At 54.9% G+C, this 18,822-nt stretch carries 17 protein-coding genes; 12 read left to right on the top strand and 5 right to left on the bottom strand.

Going from position 1 to position 18,822, the window contains the following annotated elements:
• Nucleotides 1-26: 26 nt before the first annotated feature.
• The 4 genes from ACP7D9_RS14080 to ACP7D9_RS14095 all read right to left on the bottom strand — a co-directional run bounded on the left by ACP7D9_RS14080 (nt 27) and on the right by ACP7D9_RS14095 (nt 4,512).
• Entirely contained in the window at nt 27-542 is a 516-nt protein-coding gene (locus tag ACP7D9_RS14080; RefSeq protein ID WP_184336317.1) for an ATP-dependent zinc protease family protein, read from the bottom strand.
• Nucleotides 543-614: 72 nt separating this feature from the next.
• Nucleotides 615-1,529 (bottom strand): cation diffusion facilitator family transporter, encoded by a 915-nt coding sequence (locus ACP7D9_RS14085; RefSeq protein WP_045058199.1) that lies wholly within the window; start codon nt 1,527-1,529, stop codon nt 615-617.
• 181 nt (nt 1,530-1,710) lie between these two features.
• Nucleotides 1,711-2,127, bottom strand: a complete 417-nt coding sequence (locus ACP7D9_RS14090) for a zf-TFIIB domain-containing protein (protein WP_311770672.1) — start codon at nt 2,125-2,127, stop codon at nt 1,711-1,713.
• Nucleotides 2,128-2,157: 30 nt separating this feature from the next.
• Nucleotides 2,158-4,512, bottom strand: coding sequence for a heavy metal translocating P-type ATPase (locus tag ACP7D9_RS14095; protein ID WP_426158035.1), 2,355 nt, complete (start codon nt 4,510-4,512; stop codon nt 2,158-2,160).
• A gap of 361 nt (nt 4,513-4,873) precedes the next feature.
• Here ACP7D9_RS14095 and ACP7D9_RS14100 point away from each other — a divergent pair, with 361 nt between their 5' ends.
• From ACP7D9_RS14100 to ACP7D9_RS14135, 8 genes are all read left to right on the top strand, one after another.
• Nucleotides 4,874-5,215, top strand: coding sequence for a hypothetical protein (locus ACP7D9_RS14100; protein WP_045058202.1), 342 nt, complete (start codon nt 4,874-4,876; stop codon nt 5,213-5,215).
• A gap of 99 nt (nt 5,216-5,314) precedes the next feature.
• Nucleotides 5,315-6,571 carry a TolC family protein gene (locus tag ACP7D9_RS14105; protein WP_090470168.1) on the top strand — a complete coding sequence of 419 codons (1,257 nt, stop codon included), beginning with the start codon at nt 5,315-5,317 and terminating at the stop codon, nt 6,569-6,571.
• A complete protein-coding gene (locus ACP7D9_RS14110; RefSeq protein ID WP_184336318.1) occupies nt 6,568-8,052 on the top strand; it encodes an efflux RND transporter periplasmic adaptor subunit in 1,485 nt (494 codons plus the stop codon). Before ACP7D9_RS14105 ends, ACP7D9_RS14110 begins: the two co-directional genes overlap by 4 nt.
• Nucleotides 8,049-11,207 carry an efflux RND transporter permease subunit gene (locus ACP7D9_RS14115; RefSeq protein WP_115146705.1) on the top strand — a complete coding sequence of 1,053 codons (3,159 nt, stop codon included), beginning with the start codon at nt 8,049-8,051 and terminating at the stop codon, nt 11,205-11,207. Before ACP7D9_RS14110 ends, ACP7D9_RS14115 begins: the two co-directional genes overlap by 4 nt.
• Nucleotides 11,204-11,554, top strand: coding sequence for a copper-binding protein (locus tag ACP7D9_RS14120; RefSeq protein WP_045058206.1), 351 nt, complete (start codon nt 11,204-11,206; stop codon nt 11,552-11,554). The genes ACP7D9_RS14115 and ACP7D9_RS14120 overlap by 4 nt, the downstream gene beginning before the upstream one ends.
• A 409-nt stretch (nt 11,555-11,963) precedes the next feature.
• The gene (locus tag ACP7D9_RS14125; RefSeq protein WP_082069125.1) at nt 11,964-12,617 is read left to right on the top strand and encodes an antitoxin Xre/MbcA/ParS toxin-binding domain-containing protein; all 654 of its coding nucleotides are present in this window, start codon (nt 11,964-11,966) and stop codon (nt 12,615-12,617) included.
• 325 nt (nt 12,618-12,942) lie between these two features.
• Complete coding sequence (locus ACP7D9_RS14130; protein WP_426158039.1) at nt 12,943-13,251, top strand: hypothetical protein; 309 nt, start codon at nt 12,943-12,945, stop codon at nt 13,249-13,251.
• 57 nt (nt 13,252-13,308) lie between these two features.
• The gene (locus ACP7D9_RS14135; protein ID WP_426158041.1) at nt 13,309-13,686 is read left to right on the top strand and encodes a hypothetical protein; all 378 of its coding nucleotides are present in this window, start codon (nt 13,309-13,311) and stop codon (nt 13,684-13,686) included.
• Between the two features lie 382 nt (nt 13,687-14,068).
• On the opposite strand, the gene dnaB is transcribed toward ACP7D9_RS14135, so the two are convergent.
• Complete coding sequence (gene dnaB / locus ACP7D9_RS14140; protein WP_426158043.1) at nt 14,069-15,574, bottom strand: replicative DNA helicase; 1,506 nt, start codon at nt 15,572-15,574, stop codon at nt 14,069-14,071.
• 281 nt (nt 15,575-15,855) lie between these two features.
• On the opposite strand from dnaB, the gene sppA reads away from it, so the two are divergent.
• The 4 genes from sppA (at nt 15,856) to ACP7D9_RS14160 (ending at nt 18,307) form a co-directional block, all read left to right on the top strand.
• On the top strand, nt 15,856-16,794 hold the full coding sequence (gene sppA / locus ACP7D9_RS14145) for a signal peptide peptidase SppA (protein ID WP_426158045.1): 939 nt from the start codon (nt 15,856-15,858) through the stop codon (nt 16,792-16,794).
• Between the two features lie 57 nt (nt 16,795-16,851).
• Nucleotides 16,852-17,166: a hypothetical protein gene (locus ACP7D9_RS14150; protein ID WP_426158047.1), complete on the top strand. Its 315-nt coding sequence runs from the start codon at nt 16,852-16,854 to the stop codon at nt 17,164-17,166.
• Between the two features lie 8 nt (nt 17,167-17,174).
• Nucleotides 17,175-17,909: a hypothetical protein gene (locus ACP7D9_RS14155; protein ID WP_426158049.1), complete on the top strand. Its 735-nt coding sequence runs from the start codon at nt 17,175-17,177 to the stop codon at nt 17,907-17,909.
• A gap of 95 nt (nt 17,910-18,004) precedes the next feature.
• Nucleotides 18,005-18,307 (top strand): hypothetical protein, encoded by a 303-nt coding sequence (locus ACP7D9_RS14160; RefSeq protein WP_426158051.1) that lies wholly within the window; start codon nt 18,005-18,007, stop codon nt 18,305-18,307.
• Nucleotides 18,308-18,822: the final 515 nt, after the last annotated feature.

Consider the following 18,822-nt stretch of genomic DNA (forward strand, 5'->3'; position numbering starts at 1 on the left):
ATAGATAAAATGTATAATTCAGGTGTTTAATTACAGTTTGGTTCGTTAGTGAATGTGCGTGAAACATCGACCGCGCCCAAGACCCCCAAAGTTTTGCGACCAATCAATACGGGGTAGTTCATGTCGCCTCGATCCTTCAGTGAAAACTCTTCCTTATAAATTTTATCACCTATGCACATCGTCATCATGACTACTGGACGATGTTCAGCGCCACCGGCGCCTCGAACCTTTACATTTCTTTCGACGCGTCGCTCGAAGAGTGCGTTACTCACCTTCTTAGTTTTTGTGTCTTTTACTTTAACGTTGAAACGAACCCATTCATCTCCATTTTTACGGAATCGTTCTAAGTCTTTCGCATCCATCGAGGATGTAAGAGCCCCTGTATCTAACTTTACTTTCACAGCAATATTTTCTGGTAAAAGTATTCCTTCCTCAATCCACCCGTATACCCTTTCTGGATTAGCAGGTGTTGAAAAAGCTGGCTGCGCAACAAAAGCCAAAAACAAAGCCAGCCCAGAATAACTTAAAATATTTCTGACCATTTTAATCGACCCTTTTGATCTGTATCACGACGTATAAACGTTCATCCAGCTTAAATAAATACCACGACTCAGTTAGTGGACCATACCCTCATGATCGTCAGCCAGTTGATCGTGAAAATCAGATCCTTCCATTTGGACGGTAGTATGGCTGATGTGGAACTTATCACTCATAAGGCTGGTTACTTCAGCCAAGATAGCTTGCTCGCTGCGGGAAGCCGAGTCAGCGACAAGATGGACGCTCATAACACTTTTACCACTGGTCAAAGCCCAGATATGCAAATCGTGGATATTCTTGACCCCCTCAATGCCATAAAGCGTTGCCTCTACCTTCTCAATATCGATGCCCTCTGGAACCCCTTGCAGCAATATGTTCATGCTTTCCTTGAGCAATGACCAAGTCCTGGGCAGCACCCAGAACCCGATGCCAGCCGCGACAAGTGAATCAACCCAAGTCCAGCCGGTGAAACGGATCAAAAGAGCTGCGATGATGACGCCAATAGACCCCACCATATCGCTCCAGACCTCTAAATAAGCGCCCTTCACATTGAGGCTTTCCCCACTGGCAGCACTCAGTAGGCGCATTGAAACAAGGTTGACGATGAGCCCGAACACCGCAATGACCAACATGCCAGTCGACTGGATTTCCGCCGGGACTTTAAGTCGCAGATACGCTTCATAAACGATGTACATAGCGACTAAAAACAGCAAGACCGCATTGAAGGTGGCTGCAAGTATTTCAAATCGTGCGTACCCGAAGGTCCGCTTCCTATCCGCAGAGCGTTTGGCTATATGAATAGCGACCAAGGATATCGCCAAAGCCGCAACGTCCGTCAGCATGTGGGCCGCGTCGGATAATAAGGCCAGGCTGCCGGTGACAAAAGCTCCAATGACCTCCGCGACCATAAAGCTTGTCGTCAGGGTGAGTGCGATCCACAGCAACTTTTCGTGACCGGCGCGTACTTGGCCGTGACTGTGTCCTGAACTCATAACCTTTTCCTCAAACGCCGCTCGCTGAAACTCCAACCACCCAGGTAGCACCCTTGCTACGAGTCGATTGCAGGATATAAAGACCAGCTAATACCCAAAACCGTTCCATCTCATGAAACACCCTATTTCAGAATTGGTGCTGGTTCGAGGTATATCCCGATCAAAGCGCGAAATCGCAGCCTTAATCGAACATCTCCTGCAAAAATGATTTTTTGCGGTACGACTGTTGCCCCTGATGCCCACTCTGGTTTTGATGTCCACCATGACTTTGATGGCCGCTCTGGTGGCCACCTTCTCTCCAACCGCCACCGTGACTTCCTCGCTGATCTCCATGAGCTTGGCTATCTCCATGCTGGCTGTAACCGGGTTGTACTGCTGGAGGAGCATTCTGTACGGGTGGAATTGGGTTCTGTGGAAGAAACCTAACGGCCTCCTGTTGTTGGCTGCGCTCGATGATCTTGTCGAGTTCACCTCGGTCGAGCCAAACGCCACGGCATTGAGGGCAATAATCAATTTCGATGCTTTGGCGCTCAGTCATTACGAGGGCAGTATCTTTGCAGATCGGACATTGCATGATTTGATTTCCTTGTGTGGGCATGTAATTGAACACGAAGTCGCAGCTTTCGTATCACCGACGCAGTAGCCGCAGTCCGTTGGATACGACCAGCAGGCTCGCTCCCATATCGGCGAAAACAGCCATCCACAACGTAGCGTGGCCGGACAATGCAAGCGCCAAAAATACAACTTTGATACCCAAGGCCAGTCCGATGTTTTGCTTCAAAACAGAGGCACATCGACGACTCAGGCTAATAAAATCAGCAATCTTGCGTGGGTCGTCATCCATGATGGCGACATCAGCCGTTTCAAGGGCTGTGGCAGTCCCTGCGGCCCCCATCGCAAAACCAATGTCGGCTTGCGCCAATGCTGGAGCATCGTTCACACCATCGCCCACCATGCCAACAGTACCAAAGCGGCGTTTGAGTTCAGCGACGGCGGCTTGTTTATCCTCCGGCATGAGGTTTCCGCGTGCATCCTGTATGCCGAGCTGAGCGGCGATGGACTTGGCGGTTGCAGGGTTGTCACCCGTGAGCATCACCGGTACGACATTCAACGCTTTCAGAGCAGTTACGGCAGCAAAGCTTTCAGGCCTTACGGTGTCAGCCACAGCAAAAATCGCTACTGGACCGCTGGCCGCGCAGAGCACGATTACAGTTTTTCCTGCGTTTTCCAGTAGCGACAATCGGGCCTCAAGGGCCGGCGAGCATACGCCCAACTCTTCAACCAAGCGGTGGTTACCCAGGTGCCACGATTGACCGTCGATATTGCCTTTGACGCCACGACCGTTGAGTACGCCGAAGTCCTCAACCGGCAGAGTCGCCGCATCCGGTTGCTGTAATTTCCATCCGCTGACCAAGGCCTTCGCCACTGGGTGTGTACTGTGTTCGTCGAGGCTAGCTGCGATCTGCAAAGCCATCTCGATGGGCAGATCACCAAACGGCTCGTTATCGGTCAGTACCGGCTTGCCTTGGGTCAAGGTGCCGGTCTTGTCGAGCGCCACAACCTTAAGTAGTCGGCCGCTTTCAAGGTATGCACCGCCTTTAATCAAAATGCCATGCTTGGCAGCCGCGGCTAGCCCACTGACGACGGTAATTGGCGTTGAAACCACCAAGGCACATGGGCAGGCGATCACTAACAGGACCAGGGCCTGATAAAGCCAATCGCCCCAGGTTCCACCGATCAGTACAGGGCCCAAGACAGCGACCAAGAGGGCAAGAACCACTACAGCCGGGGTGTAATAACGTGCAAACTCATCTACAAATCGCTGAGTAGGGGCTCGTTGAGACTGCGCGTCTTGTATGGCTGCCGCGATACGAGCAAGAGTACTTTCTCCTGCTACGGCCGTCACAGTCGCTTCAACCACGCCGTCGGTAACGATACTGCCAGCGTAAAGTGGGTCCCCGACCTGCTTATCAACAGGTAGGCTTTCGCCGGTAATTGGAGCTTGGTCCAGTGCGGCGCGACCTGAGTCTATGCGGGCATCCAAGGGTACTCGCGAACCCGTGCGAACCCGAATACGACTACCAAGTAATACACTCGCCACCGGATGGTCTTTCCAGCCGCCATCAGTCATGACTTCAGCGGTTTCTGGCGCCAACGCGGTCAGCGACTTGATCGCGTTCCGCGCGCGCTCCAGAGAAAGTGCTTCGATAGCCTCAGCAACGGCGAAAAGGAAAACCACCATCGCGGCTTCGGGCCATTTACCGATGATGAGAGCACCAACGACAGCCAACGACATCAGAAAATAGATGTTCAGAGTGAGGTTCTTAACTGCAATCCAACCCTTTTTGAGGGTGGGCAAACCAGCGCTCAGAATGGAAAGAGCCGCAAGCACCATAACCGGCCAAGAACCTTCTTGTCCGGTTGTCCACGCGATGACTTCAGCGGCGATAGCAGCCAGGCCACTGATGGCCAGCAATCCTTTTAGTTTTGCGCTCAGGGCCGGGGGAACCGCCGATGGCGCGGCACCGGCTTCGATCAGGCTCGGCCCCATGTCCAACGCGACTAATGCGGTGACGATTGGCTGCGGATCATCCAAGCGGTGATGCACGGTCAACTCACGATTCAGGAGGTTGAAGTCGAGCCGAACAATTCCGGCCATCGGCTCCAGTCGGTTGCGGATCAAGCGCTCCTCTGTAGGGCAATCCATTTTATCGATGCGGTAGCGAACTCTACTGGTCCCTTTCGGGGCAGGGCTACTCTTAGTAATCGCAACACCATCAGTAGCTTGCGTGCCATGAGCACAGCACGCATCGGCATGATCGTGAGCATGCTCATGCTCATGCTCATGGTCGTGACCATGTTCTTTGTGATGCTTGGGTTCAGCAGCATTAACAGACCCATGTTGATGGTCAGATCCGCAACACTCTTCTTTCTTCTGTACGTGAAGACGGAGGACCGGCTTGAGCTTGTTTTCCTGGTTCATGGTGCTTCTACCGCTTGGGATAATTTCACCATTCAACAGCCTGTACCTACTACAGGGTCAAGCGCCCAATGAAGTTATTTGAAGCTGCTTTCGTGTGCGGATAGCTTGGTCCTCCATGGACATCACCTAATCCTCGGAAGGCAGAAGAGGGTTCAAAAACTTGATTTGAGGTCTCCTATTCGCCTATTTTTGGCTGCAATCTGTCCACAAACTCAGGTAAAAGATGAGATGTGGCCAGATAAAAATTGACTCAGATTTATAAACCAGCTCCGGTGTTATCACCTGACTTAGGCCTCTCGGCAGGCCGTTTATGCCCTGCATCCAATTGTAAGGGCCATTTGCACCGTCTACACTCCAGTCCATGAAACGCTATCTGCGGTTTTGCATCGTCTTCATGATTAGCTTGGCGCTTCCCCTCAGCGGGATGGCGGGCGTTCAGGCACCGACAGAACCATGCCCAATGAAGACGATGGGCATGGCGATAATGGACGACATGGGGATGGACTGCTGCAACGATATGAAAAGCCCTTCCGAGCACGGCAAACCTTGTAAGCCGGGCCAGGAATGCAAGACAGGCGGCATGCTGCAAGTCTCGATCCTCAAGCCTCCTGTAACCGTATTCAGCCCCGTAGTGCTTTACTTCTTCAGCGATTCCCTACCCGTACAGACCCCGTCCGGGGTATGGCGACCGCCTCGCGTTTGATTCCTGTCCCACATTGAGCCTCATTCCGCGTTAGCGGGATGGACTAGCTGCGCGCATGTCTTTTGACGCGTGCAGTGGATGATCACAGGAATCGTAAACATGAACTCCAAGTGCTATTGCACAGGCTGGTCCCTCGTGGCCGGTCTGGCGGCAAGCGTACTGGCATTGCCGAGCTTCGCTGCCGCATTGACACTCGATGAAGCGTTGCGGCTGGCCGAAAACAATGCACCGTCGCTGACCGCACAAGACGCCAAAATTCAAGCTGCCAGCAGCGCGGCTATTCCAGCCGGTGAACTACCTGACCCCAGGCTACTGTTGGGTGTGCAGAACTACCCCATTGGCGGTCCGGATCGCTGGAGCATCGATCAGGACTTCATGACCATGCAAGTGGTCGGGGTCAGGCAAGAAATGCCCAACAGCGACAAGCGCAAAGCGCGCATAGAAGTGGCCGATGCGGCCATTGATCGCGCCGCTGCGGAGCGTCGAGTCGAACGTCTGAAAGTACGCCAGTCCACGGCGTTGGCCTGGATCAATAGCTACTCGGTTGAGCGCAAAGATGCGCTGTTCCAGGACTTCTACAAAGAAAACCGCCTGTTGACCGATACCGTCAGGGCCCAGATTGCCGGTGGCCGCGCTCAACCCGCCGATGCGGTGACGCCTAAGCAAGAAGCGGCTCAACTGGCGGAGCAACAGGACGATCTGATTCTCCAGAGAGCGCAGGCCCGAGCAGCCCTCAAACGCTGGATTGGCTCCGCCGCCAACGACAAGCCTGTGGGCAGCTTGCCGCATTGGCCCGTCGATACCTCCGGCTACGCCCATAAACTGCAACACCACCCCGAGTTGGCAGCGTTTGCGCCGATGACCCGCGAAGCGCAAGCCAAGGTTCGTGAAGCCGTGTCGGAGAAGCAGTCGGACTGGAGCTGGGAGCTGGATTATCAGCGTCGCGGCCGTGAGTTTGGCGATATGGTCAGCGTGCAATTTTCCTGGGAGCTGCCGCTGTTTCCTGACTCGCGCCAAAACCCCAAAATCGCAGCCAAACAGGCTGAACTCAGTCAGCTTGAGGCCGAGCGCGAAGCTCTGTCACGCGAGCACACTCAGCAACTAGAGAGCGAACTGGCCGACTATGAGCGCCTGAATCGTGCCGTGCGCCGAAACCAGGAAAGCCTGTTGCCGCTGGCCAAGGAAAAGGTCGAACTCAGCATGGCCAGTTATCGCTCGGGCAAAGGCGATTTAAACGCCGTTGTTGCTGCCCGACGTGAACTCATCGAGGCCCGCCTCAAACAGATCGACGTGGAAGAGCAGCGAGCGCTGACCAGTGCGCGGTTGTATTTTGCTTATGGGGAGTCCAGCCAATGAGCCTTAAAAAAGGGAACGGGGCATTGCTGGTTGGCATCTCGCTGGCCTTAGGTGTTGCCGGTGGTTACTGGTTGGCGCATCAGCGTATGAGTGGACTACCAAATACCACACAAGAGCAGAGCCTCAATTCACCGGGCGAACGCAAAGCACTTTATTGGTACGACCCCATGTACCCGCAACAAAAGTTCGATAAGCCGGGTAAGTCTCCCTTCATGGACATGCAACTGGTCCCGCAGTACACCAGCAGCGCAGGGGACCGAGCGACCGTCAGTATCGATCCAAGTCTGACCCAAAATCTCGGCCTGCGTTTTGCGACAGTCAGCCGTGCGATCTTTGATTCCAGCCTCGACGTGACAGGTGTGTTGGGATTCAACGAACGTGATGTCGCTGTGATTCAGGCGCGCACCCCTGGCTTTGTGGAGCGGGTCTATGCCCATGCTCCCGGCGATGTACTCAAAGCCAACGCGGCGCTGGCGGATGTTCTGGTGCCTGAGTGGGCCGCTGCCCAGACAGAGTTCCTTGCCCTGAAACGCAACGGGGATGCTGCCCTGTTGGATGCGGCCCGACAACGACTGCGGCTCACAGGGATGCCGGCAGCACTGATTACCGATGTAGAGCGTGGCGGTAAGGTTCAGCCCTACCTGACGCTGACCAGCCCCATTGCCGGTGTACTGCAAGAATTGAACGTACGTGCGGGAATGACCGTGGCGACTGGCGATACTCTGGCACGCGTCAATGGCTTGAGCAGTGTCTGGCTAGCCGTGGCCGTTCCAGAATCGGATGCCGGATCAATCACCGTGGGGCAGGCGGTCGAAGCGCGCCTGCCAGCTTTCCCAGGGACAATACTCAACGGCAGGGTCAGCGCGATTTTGCCCGAGACCAATCCGGACAGCCGCACGCTTCGCGTACGTGTCGAGTTACCCAATCCGGACGGACGCCTCAGACCGGGTTTGACAGCGCAGGTACACCTGAATCGTTCGACCGAGCAAAGTGTGTTGTGGGTGCCGAGCGAAGCGGTGATTCGCACGGGCCGACGTGCCTTGGTGATGCTCGCCGCAGACGCCGGCCGCTACCGTCCCGTGGCGGTGCAACTCGGGCAGGAAAGCGATGGCAAGACGGCGATAGTGAAAGGTCTGGAAGAAGGCCAGAAGGTGGTGACCTCTGGCCAGTTCCTGCTCGACTCGGAGGCCAGTCTTAAGGGCATCGTTGCAAGCTCGGAGGAAGAGTCACCACCCAGCGCAGCAGCCTCCAGCTTTCATGAAGCGGATGGGCAGATCGTTGAGATCAACGACAAAGAAGTCACGCTCGCCCATGGTCCTTTCAAAACGCTGGGTATGCCTGGCATGACGATGACGTTCCCACTCGCCAACCCGGCGCTGATGCAGGGCTTCAAAACGGGTGACAAGGTTCGGGTTGCGGTGAGTCAGACCGACGATGGCCTGCGTGTTGAGCGCCTGGAAAAATCGGGGAGCCAGCCATGATCGCTGCCCTGATTCGTTGGTCAGTGGCCAACCGATTCCTGGTGCTACTGGCGACGCTGTTTGTCACGGCGTGGGGCATTTGGTCGGTGCAGAGCACGCCCATCGATGCACTGCCAGATCTCTCGGATGTTCAGGTGATCATCCGCACCCCTTTTCCGGGACAAGCGCCGCAGATTGTCGAGAACCAGGTGACCTATCCGTTGGCCACCACCATGCTCTCGGTGCCGGGTGCCAAGACGGTGCGTGGCTATTCCTTCTTCGGTGACAGCTTCGTTTACGTGCTGTTCGAAGACGGCACTGACTTGTACTGGGCGCGCTCGCGGGTGTTGGAGTATCTGAGCCAAATACAAAGTCGGTTGCCGGCCAGCGCCAAGCCGGCGTTGGGACCGGATGCGACGGGGGTGGGCTGGATCTATCAGTACGCACTGGTGGATCGCAGTGGAGGACACGATCTGGCGCAGCTACGCGCACTTCAGGACTGGTTCCTCAAGTTCGAACTCAAGACCCTGCCCAACGTTGCAGAAGTAGCCACCGTGGGTGGCATGGTCAAGCAGTACCAGGTCCAGCTTGATCCGCTCAAACTGGCCAGCCTCGGTATTACTCAGGCTGAGGTGACCGAAGCCATCGGCAAGGCCAACCAGGAAACCGGTGGCGCGGTGCTGGAGATGGCAGAGACCGAGTTCATCGTGCGGGCTTCCGGCTACCTGAAGACGCTCAATGACTTTCGGGCGATCCCGCTCAAGCTGGCTTCGGGAGGAGTGCCAGTAACCCTTGGCGATGTCGCCACGATCCAGTTGGGACCGGAAATGCGGCGTGGCATTACTGAACTCGACGGCGAAGGCGAGACCGTCGGCGGCGTGGTGATTTTGCGCAGCGGCAAGAATGCTCGCGAGACCATTGCCGCGGTCAAGACCAAACTCGACGAACTGAAAAGCAGTCTGCCGGCCGGGGTGGATATCGTCACCACCTACGACCGCAGTAAGCTGATCGACCGCGCCGTGGAAAACCTCAGCCACAAGCTCATCGAAGAGTTCATCGTTGTCGCGTTGGTGTGTGGGATCTTCCTCTGGCACCTGCGCTCATCTCTGGTGGCGATCATTTCGCTGCCGGTGGGGGTGCTGATTGCCTTCATCGTCATGCGCTACCAGGGCATCAACGCCAACATCATGTCCTTGGGCGGGATAGCCATCGCCATCGGCGCCATGGTCGATGCCGCCGTGGTGATGATCGAGAACGCCCACAAGAAGATCGAGGCATGGCACGCGGCCAATCCGGGGGAAGAACTGAAGGGTGAACGTCATTGGCATGTAATGACCGAAGCGGCGGCAGAGGTAGGCCCGGCGCTGTTCTTCTGTTTGTTGATCATCACTCTGTCTTTCATTCCGGTGTTCACCCTGGAAGCTCAGGAAGGACGGCTGTTCGGCCCATTGGCTTTCACCAAGACCTACGCCATGGCCGCAGCGGCGGGATTGTCAGTGACCTTGGTGCCGGTGCTGATGGGCTACTGGATTCGTGGACGAATTCCCAGTGAACATCAGAACCCGTTGAACCGGTGGTTGATTCGGATCTATCAGCCAGCCCTGGACGCAGTCTTGCGTCGACCAAAGATCACGCTGCTGGTGGCACTATTGGTTTTTGTCAGTGCGCTATGGCCAATGTCTCGCTTGGGTGGCGAGTTTCTCCCCCCGTTGGACGAGGGCGACCTGCTCTATATGCCTTCAGCTCTGCCGGGATTGTCAGCGCAGAAAGCGGCACAACTGCTGCAACAGACTGACCGTCTGATCAAGACCGTGCCTGAAGTCGAACACGTCTTCGGTAAGGCGGGGCGCGCTGAAACCGCCACCGACCCCGCACCGCTGGAGATGTTCGAAACCACGATCCAGTTCAAGCCGCACGAGCAATGGCGTCCAGGCATGACCCAGGAAAAGTTGGTGGAAGAACTGGATCGAGTGGTACGAGTCCCTGGGCTGACGAATATCTGGATACCACCGATTCGTAACCGTATCGACATGCTGGCTACGGGGATCAAGAGTCCCATCGGAGTGAAAGTTGCCGGCACCAACCTGACGGAGATCGATGCCGCGACTCAGGCGGTTGAGCGAGTGGCCAAGGACGTGCCCGGCGTCAGTTCGGCTCTGGCCGAGCGTCTGACCGGTGGTCGCTATATCGATGTGGATATCGACCGCAAAGCCGCCGCCCGCTACGGACTGAATATCGCCGATGTGCAGTCCATCGTGGCCGGCGCTATCGGCGGTGAAAACGTCGGCGAGACCATTGAAGGGCTCGCACGCTTCCCGATCAACGTGCGCTATCCACGGGAGTGGCGTGACTCGCTCGGCGCCCTGGAGCAATTGCCGATCTATACCCCGCTAGGTAGCCAGATCACCCTCGGCACAGTGGCGAAGGTCAAAGTCACGGACGGTCCACCGATGCTCAAGAGCGAGAACGCACGACCTTCGGGCTGGGTGTACGTCGATGTGCGGGGGAGGGACATTGCGTCGGTGGTCGCTGATCTACGACGGGTCGTCAATGAGCAGGTCAAGTTGCAGCCCGGCATGAGCCTGAGCTACTCAGGGCAGTTCGAGTTTCTCGAAAGGGCCAACGCACGACTCAAACTGGTGGTGCCTGCCACGCTGTTGATCATCTTCGTGCTGCTCTACCTGACTTTTGCCCGCTTCGATGAGGCCTTGCTGATCATGGCCACTCTGCCATTCGCTCTCACGGGCGGGGCATGGTTCCTCTATCTGTTGGGGTTCAACCTGTCAGTCGCCACCGGGGTCGGCTTTATCGCCTTGGCCGGTGTTTCCGCCGAGTTTGGCGTGATCATGTTGCTCTACCTGAAGAACGCCTGGGCCGAACGTGAAGACCTCGGCGACAGCACTGAGCTCGGTCTGGTTGCGGCGATTCGTGAAGGCGCCGTGCAGCGTGTTCGACCCAAGGCCATGACCGTGGCCGTCATCATTGCCGGCTTGTTACCCATCTTGCTGGGCAGCGGGACCGGCAGCGAGGTGATGAGCCGCATTGCTGCGCCCATGGTAGGCGGCATGGTCACGGCACCCTTGCTTTCCCTGTTTGTCATTCCGGCAGCCTATCGCCTGATGCGTCGCCGGCACCTCTCCGTTGAAACCGTCAAACCTGAAGGAAGTGTCGTATGAAACTGACCCTGATTGCAGTTGCCAGCACCGTAGTAGCGTTGTCTTTTTCTGCCCTGGCAGAGGACATGCCGGGTATGAAGATGGACGGTATGGAGAGCAAGCAGATGACTGAGGAAACAAAGCAGGCTCCAGTCGCGAATGCCGATGGAACGATCAAGGCTATCGATACTGTGAAGCATACGGTGACTATCTCTCACGGCGCTGTGCCTGCCGTGCGATGGCCGCCGATGACCATGGTCTTTTCCGTAACGCAAGATAAGTTGACAGGGCTGACGGCCGGAGACCGTGTATCTTTTTCCTTCCTGATAGAGGGTGGTAGAGCTACGATTGTGTCCATTCAAAAGTGAAACAGCGGTGGTGAAAGTGGCCGGCGCGCTTGTCGAGCCGACCATTATCACTAAATCTGCAGGTCAGAAAAATGTACGCCTCGTTTTGAGTCGCGAGCAGTCGAGATGCGACGAAGTTGAGGCCGGTCTCTGTTGGGCTTCTTTTCCTTCCCTTTGGCGAATATCTTTCTGACCAGACCAATGGCTGCCGTTGACCCATTTCCGTCCGATGTGGTGCTCGAACGTGAAACAGCGGGCGTGTAGTCGAGCTTTTAGCTGACATCTTTGCCGATGCGCCGGAGAGTGCAGCCGCTCGTCGCAATAACCGGCAGGAATGGCCTCTATGCACGGTTATCCAGTGACTGGATCTGCTCTGCGCGCGAGCATAATGATGCGTCTTCTCTAATTACGAAATGAGAACCGGACGATCATGAGTGGGAGCGAGCGCTGGATAGTCAAATGCCAGGATACTGAGGATGGTAGCGGTGATGTCATCGTTGATTTACCCCCAGAACTGCTTGCCAAAATGGGAGTAGGTGTGGGGGACGATCTGACGATTACGGTAGCGGACGGCGCAATAGTGCTGAAGCCTACGCATGGAACAACATCAGTGCAGCCCGTGTTTGCTGGAGTCCTGCTTGATGAAGCTTATCATGCCTACCGCATCCGGCTGGAGGCGTCTCTTAATATCCCCTCAAACGCCTCTGACCAGGACATTCACGACATTATCGTAGCTGGCTTCTCGGCCAGCCTGATCCAGTCGCTTTGCGACGTTGGAACTATAAGTCCGGAAGAACGCGACAGAATTATTCCACTCAAAATGCTCAAAACAAAATTGGTCAGCAATCAGCTTTTAACGGTGGATGAGAGTGATCGCCTGTTCCGCTTTGCACATATTACCGCCATGGCCGATGTGATCTTCGGGGACGCAGAGAAGGCCAAACAATGGCTTTCCAAACCGAAATCCCGGTTTTCGGGTAAAAGTCCAACAGCGATGCTCACTACAACTCACGGCACACATCGGGTCGAACAAATGCTGATTGAGGTAAATGAGGGCATGTCATTTCGATCTAACCGCAGCTAAGTAGAACCATCACAATTGGGTACGCGCCCCCAAGGGCATTTTTGTCAAAATATTCATTCAGCTGGCATGCTCCGTTAAGCCGTTTACCCCTGAGTTCACTGAGCCGGTGGTGTCACAATATTTTGTTCGGCTGCAATCTCGACTTTAAAAAGGCTCCCGCGGGTAGTGTCAAACTATGTTGTTATAAACTCATCCCGTCATTCGGATATCGTTATGCGTTGTGTCAATCTATGTTGTAAAAATGGCATCGCGGCAGGTTCCGTAAACGACTGATTTTATTGGTTTCCGTGTGTCAAACTATGATGTTGGGCACCAGGCACAGGCCGTGAGTGACCAAGTAGTAGATTCTGAGGGGAAGCCTTTTGTTTTGACGTTCACCAAAGGCATTCCATCCTCAGCCAGTGAGGTGTTTCTGTTCCTTCTTGACGATGGGTCTATCCACGAAGGCGTGATCGACTACACCTCGACAACGTTCCCCCAAGGTGCCATCAGCACAACTAATCCTATCGGTGGGTTTCACGAAAAATTTGAGATACCACTGCGTCGGGTCGCTGGCTATGCCTCTGCTGGCCCTCAATACGACACCCGCGAGCGGTCGATGTGGCTCAAAGCAGACTACATAGCCAAAGGTTAGGGAAAAGACCATGCCTACCAAAGTCCCTCTATCAGCCCTTGGATCGAGTACGAAGACATGGAATTGAATGCACTCAATAAGTATCTGGAAGCCACGCAGGACCATCTAGGCGTGGAAGGTGAACGTTACGGCGGAGGTTTCCGCGCAATCGTCGCTCATCGTTCGGCCACTGATTTTCTTTTCGACATGCTCGAAGGGGACGACTTTCAAGGTACGGAAACCCAAGCGTTCCTTGGGGATAATCCCCTTTTTCCATCTGCACGCGGTGCGACACCTCAAGAAGCGCTCCAGAAGCTCGACGCTAAAATTGGCCTCCTTTACCAATTTGAACCCAGCAACGGTGCGTACAAGTGGAAAGCGCAGAGCCGGTTTGTATTGAAGGCGCAATATGACGCCGAACCAGGCGAAGAACGCGGTTGGTATGACGTGTCCTAGATCGACATTGTCCAAGACTTGAGGTCGACCGAACTCTATTACTACGAGGACGCGAAATCGCACTGTGGGGATAGCGTAAAGCGCGACCTGCACGCGCTGATCAGCTTCAAGTACGAAGGCGAATTTGCATCCTTGGCAGACTTTGCTTAGCACCTATCGAGTTCCGGGAAAAGATCGCTACACACCACCCGCCTGCCATGCGGCTTCTTCTGTGTTCGTAGTCGCAGCTATTTCCAGAATTTCGTATTTATTTATGAAGCCGACACAATCCCTTTAAGCCGCCGAGACGCTGTGAATTCGGGCGACTCAAATGCTGAGCAAGCTCCGGCCATTGATGTTCAGCATTTGCTCATCCAGGATTAACAGGGTATGGCAGTCACAGCTATTTCTTGGGCTTATTCTTGCGACGTGACGCCTTAAAGTTCTCGACGGTAGCGACCTCTGGGACATGAACTCGACCAACCCGGGGAGATATTCTCGGGGGTTTTCGTCCCATCTCAAGTTCACTGAACTCGTGAGTTCCTGCCTTTAGATTTTCGAATCGACTGTATTTTCCGACAAACGCCAGCCTGCAAAACCCAGTGGCGCCCTCACGTTGTTTGCCAATGATAATCTCGGCAGTACCCTTGTATTTCGAGTCGGGGTAATACGCCTCATCTCGGTAGACGAACATGATCACATCCGCGTCCTGCTCAATGGCCCCCGACTCGCGTAAGTCTGAATTGAGGGGGCGCTTGTCGGCCCGCGACTCGAGGCTTCGGTTGAGTTGTGAAAGCGCAACCACCGGACATCCGAACTCTTTAGCCAGAGCCTTCAGGGATCGTGAGATTTCGGAAATTTCGTTGGTCCGGTTTTTCCCACTTGAACCAGGAATCTTCATCAGCTGCAAGTAGTCGACCATGATCAGGCCGATCTCGCCATGCGCTCTGAAAATTCGCCGTGTCTCTGCCCTCATCTCAGACGGCGTTACTCCTGAGGAGTCATCGATGAAGAAGCGATTCGGCTGGTTGAGCATGTCGGCCGCCTTAACCAGCTTCGGCCAATCCGTCTCCTGGAGTTGACCGTTGTTGACACTGGTCAGGTCTATTCCGCCAACCGAAGCAATCATACGATTGATCAATGAGACCCCGGGCATCTCCAGCGAGTAGACAATCACGACCTTGTCGGAGTTGAGCACCGCATTTTCTACGATGTTCATCGCGAAGGTCGTTTTGCCCATCGATGGGCGGCCCGCGACAATGACCAGGTCAGCGGGTTGCAGTGAATCGACTATTTTGTCCAGGTCATCGAACCCAGTGCGCAACCCGGCTACCTGGCTCTTCGAGCGGGATTCAATCTTTTCCCGGCTTTTGACCAGTAGCTCGTTGACCCCAACGGGGCCGCCCTCTTTTGGTTGCTTACCGGCGACTAGAAGAATCTTCCGCTCGGCCTCTTCAATGAGGTCTGACGCCGACCTACCCTCCGGACGCAGAGCGTGAGCTTGAATATCCTCGCATGTAGCGATGATCTCACGCAGCTTTGCTCGCTCCCTGATGACTCTTGCATATGTTTGTGCATTTGCGTTCGTTAAAGTGCTCTTGGCCAGCGCATTGACGTAGTCGAGGTGAGGTGAGCCCTCAGCCATCCCTTCCAGCACCAACCGATCTCGCACGGTAACCACGTCGAATGGATGACCACGTTCGGCGAGCAAACTGATGATGCGAAAAATATGACGGTGATCGGCGAAGTAAAAATCCCCCTCCGACACCACGTTCGAAAGTTGTTCCCACACCAAGTTATTAAGCAGCAGGCCGCCCAGAACAGCTTGTTCCGCTTCCAGAGAATATGGGGCCTGCCGCAGCGCTTCGCTCAGCGTATCAACCGGCAATGTGGTGGAAGGATTATTCAAGGGCACCTGCAATGGTCTGGAGGCAGGATAGCCGGCCTCACTACTCAACTTCCGATTACTACCAGAAGCTGCACGCGATTTTGCCACAGTTGGGCAAACCGCAAGCATCTGACAATAGCCGACAGCTGAATCGCCGACTTCCGGACATTCGCAAAGCTCTCGAACACGTTTTCCGGAATTGGGTCAGCGTTTAGGGGCCAATCTGGCCCATATCTGACACACGCTGGGGCATCCTCACCCCAATTTTCAGAACTCGACCGAGTAAACTTATGACTCAACCTATGACTCAACCTATTGAGGTGCTCGACCATTTGGTACGCGATTTGGTCCGAGAACAACGGAGCCGGCGCCGTTTCAAGTACGTCAAGTACGTAATGTGGATAGGCACCATTGCGATCGTCGCGGCCACGCTAGCGGTCGAGCACTTCGCTGCCGACGGCGCTGACGCCAAAGAAATTACGGCGCGGATCGATGTAAACGGCCCCATCGCCGAGGGCGAATCAGCCAGCGCTGAGACACTGAAAAAAAGCATTGGTCAGGCCTTCACCGATCCCCGTACTAAGGCCGTCGTGCTGAAGATCAACAGTCCAGGTGGAAGCCCGGTGCAGGCTGGTTATGTGTATGACGAGATCAAGCGTCAACGCAGCTTGCACTCCAATATCAAAGTCTTTGCTGTGATAACGGATCTGGCGGCTTCAGGTGCGTACTACATCGCCAGCGCGGCCGACGAAATCTACGCAGACAAGGCCAGTCTGGTTGGCTCCATCGGCGTCACGGCCGCAAGTTTCGGATACGTCGGTGTGATGGAGAAACTGGGGGTTGAACGGCGGGCTTACACCGCTGGCGAGCACAAGGCGTTTCTGGACCCATTTCAGCCCAGGAACGCCGAAGAAACCGCTTTCTGGGGCGAGGTCCTGAGGACAACCCACAATCAATTCATCGAGGCTGTCAAAGCCGGCCGCGGCGACAGGCTGAAGTCAGCGGACCATCCAGAGCTTTTTTCAGGGCTAATCTGGTCGGGCCAACAGGCACAGCAGCTTGGTCTTATCGATCAGTTGGGCGACGTGGACTATGTGGCGCGCGAAGTCGTAGGCGCAAGCAAGGTTGTGGACTTCTCGGTCAAGGACAACCCGATCGACCGATTCGCCAAGCGCATCGGTACATCTGCGGCTCAGGAACTCTCGATGTCACTGGGTTTCTCCGGACAAAGCCTTCGATGATGGCCACTGACCACAGAATCGTAATGGAAGGACCAGCGTGCTTAAAGAGGAGACCGCATGGGCGTTGAAGAACAAATGGGCGGACGCGAGAGCCTTATCGAAAAGCTTGAAAGCCTGCGACGAATTTCGCAATTCGTAATCCTGATCGCCGTAGCTCTCACCGCGCTCGGCGTTGTGTTTGGCGATTATCTTTCTTTCAATCGGGTAACCGTTGGAATCATCGGGGCTACGTTCGTACTTGCATTCGCACTTCAACGGTCGATAGTTGTATCGCTTTTGAACTCGATACGCCGTGAGCAAAGTTCAAGCCGGCTAGTACCGGCTGCGTCGGTAGGAAATGGGGGTTCTCCCTCCCACGACATTCACCAGTGAGAAACGCTATGAAATTGAAAACTCCAGATTCGGACGACAAGAGCGAAATGGCCGGACGCATGTATGAGGCTTGCGATCTACGACTGGCCATCGAAGGTGGCCATCTGAAAAACCTCGAGGATGTTCTGGAGTGGGCCAAAAACGCAGAGAGCGGCCTGCAAGCTCTGATGGAGTTACCCGAATGGGTGATAAACGATAACTCTTGTGTCGATTTCAAAGCGTCCATCGAACACAACCGGCGCGCCACCGCTGCCGAAAGCATCGTCGCTCAGGCCTCAAACCACGTCTTCTTAGGAGACACCCGAGCTGCGAAGCGAGCGACTGCGCTACCACTCATAATGCAGTTCCCCATGCAGTTCAAGAACAGCGAGGGGCAAATGATAGACATTGATCTTGCCAAAGCTCGCCATATGATCATTCTCGGCGGCAGTGTTGAACCGCTCAGGTTAGATCCTCTTGAAGCGGCCCGCAGCTCCCCTGAGTTTATCGTGCAACTGCTTGAGCAGTACGCAGGCGTGAAGCTCAACGACGAAAAGAAACAACTTGTACTTTCGATTCTTTCGGGTCTCCCAGAAGGCGCGACCATGCGCGACCTGTATGAAGCAATCAAGGTGAAAGAAGCAGCAAGCATTGGTATCAAGCCAGAGCAATATGACGCACTGGCGCCGCTGTTCGAAGCGCTTTGTCGGATGCAGAAGGAAGGCGTTCACGTAGGTCTTTTCGATCAACGCGCTGATGTCTAGAGCATCCCCAAAATATATGCAGGCGAAGCTGGTCTAACACAACATCTAGCTCATAACTCGTCAACGAAAACCGATCAAAGCCAAGGAATCAATTAATGAAAATAGTGATTGTGCTAGGGGTTATTGCTGTAGTGCTAGCCGCCCTGTCTTCCGGTCTATGGGGTGGACACGGCTGGTTAATTGAAAGCTTCTCGGGAAAAGGAAATAACCCGCAGCACACGAGTGCGTTCACTGCGCTTTGTGTGGTGCTGGCTGATCGCTTCGGTCGTCTAGAACGTCCCATTCAAGACAAAGAGGACTTACGCGTTTCCAACGCCTCCTGGCCCGCGTCTGCGAAGATACAGCACTGCCTCGGAAATGAGCGGGAGGAGCAGCAAAATCCCCAACCCCATGAATAGAGCAACTTCCGTGGGCTTACCGCCGGCGACATGCGACTTTGCATAAACCAGTGGATACTTGCCCTGATCCAACTCCACGGCCGCCCCTGTTTCACTTACGACAACCCAAGTGAGGCGCAGGGTGCCTTGTAACGCTCCGCGGAATTTGCAGCGTGCATTCTCAACAGGAAGACTGAGAGCTTGGCAGACCTCCGGCGGCATGCCAATGAGGGTTCCGTCCTCGATCACCATCACAGCAGAATAGACACGTGGGAACGCCCAAAACGCCACGACCCAAAGCCAAACGAAAAATCCCAAAAACCTGATGCTGCCCACAGAGAAAACCTCATAAAGATCATGCGGGCATTCTCTCACCCGGCGAGGAAAACTACAGTTCCGATTTGATACTGGTGCAGGGTGCAATTCGCACTTCGCACTTCGCATAGAAGGGATTGGAGTTGCACTTTTCGAAACACACGGAAGATCTGGATCAGACACGGGCGTCGCGCCCTCCTCTGACCTGGCAGCGGTGTTTA

The organism is Pseudomonas sp. TSRC2-2 (assembly GCF_049897785.1).
Taxonomy (GTDB): domain Bacteria; phylum Pseudomonadota; class Gammaproteobacteria; order Pseudomonadales; family Pseudomonadaceae; genus Aquipseudomonas.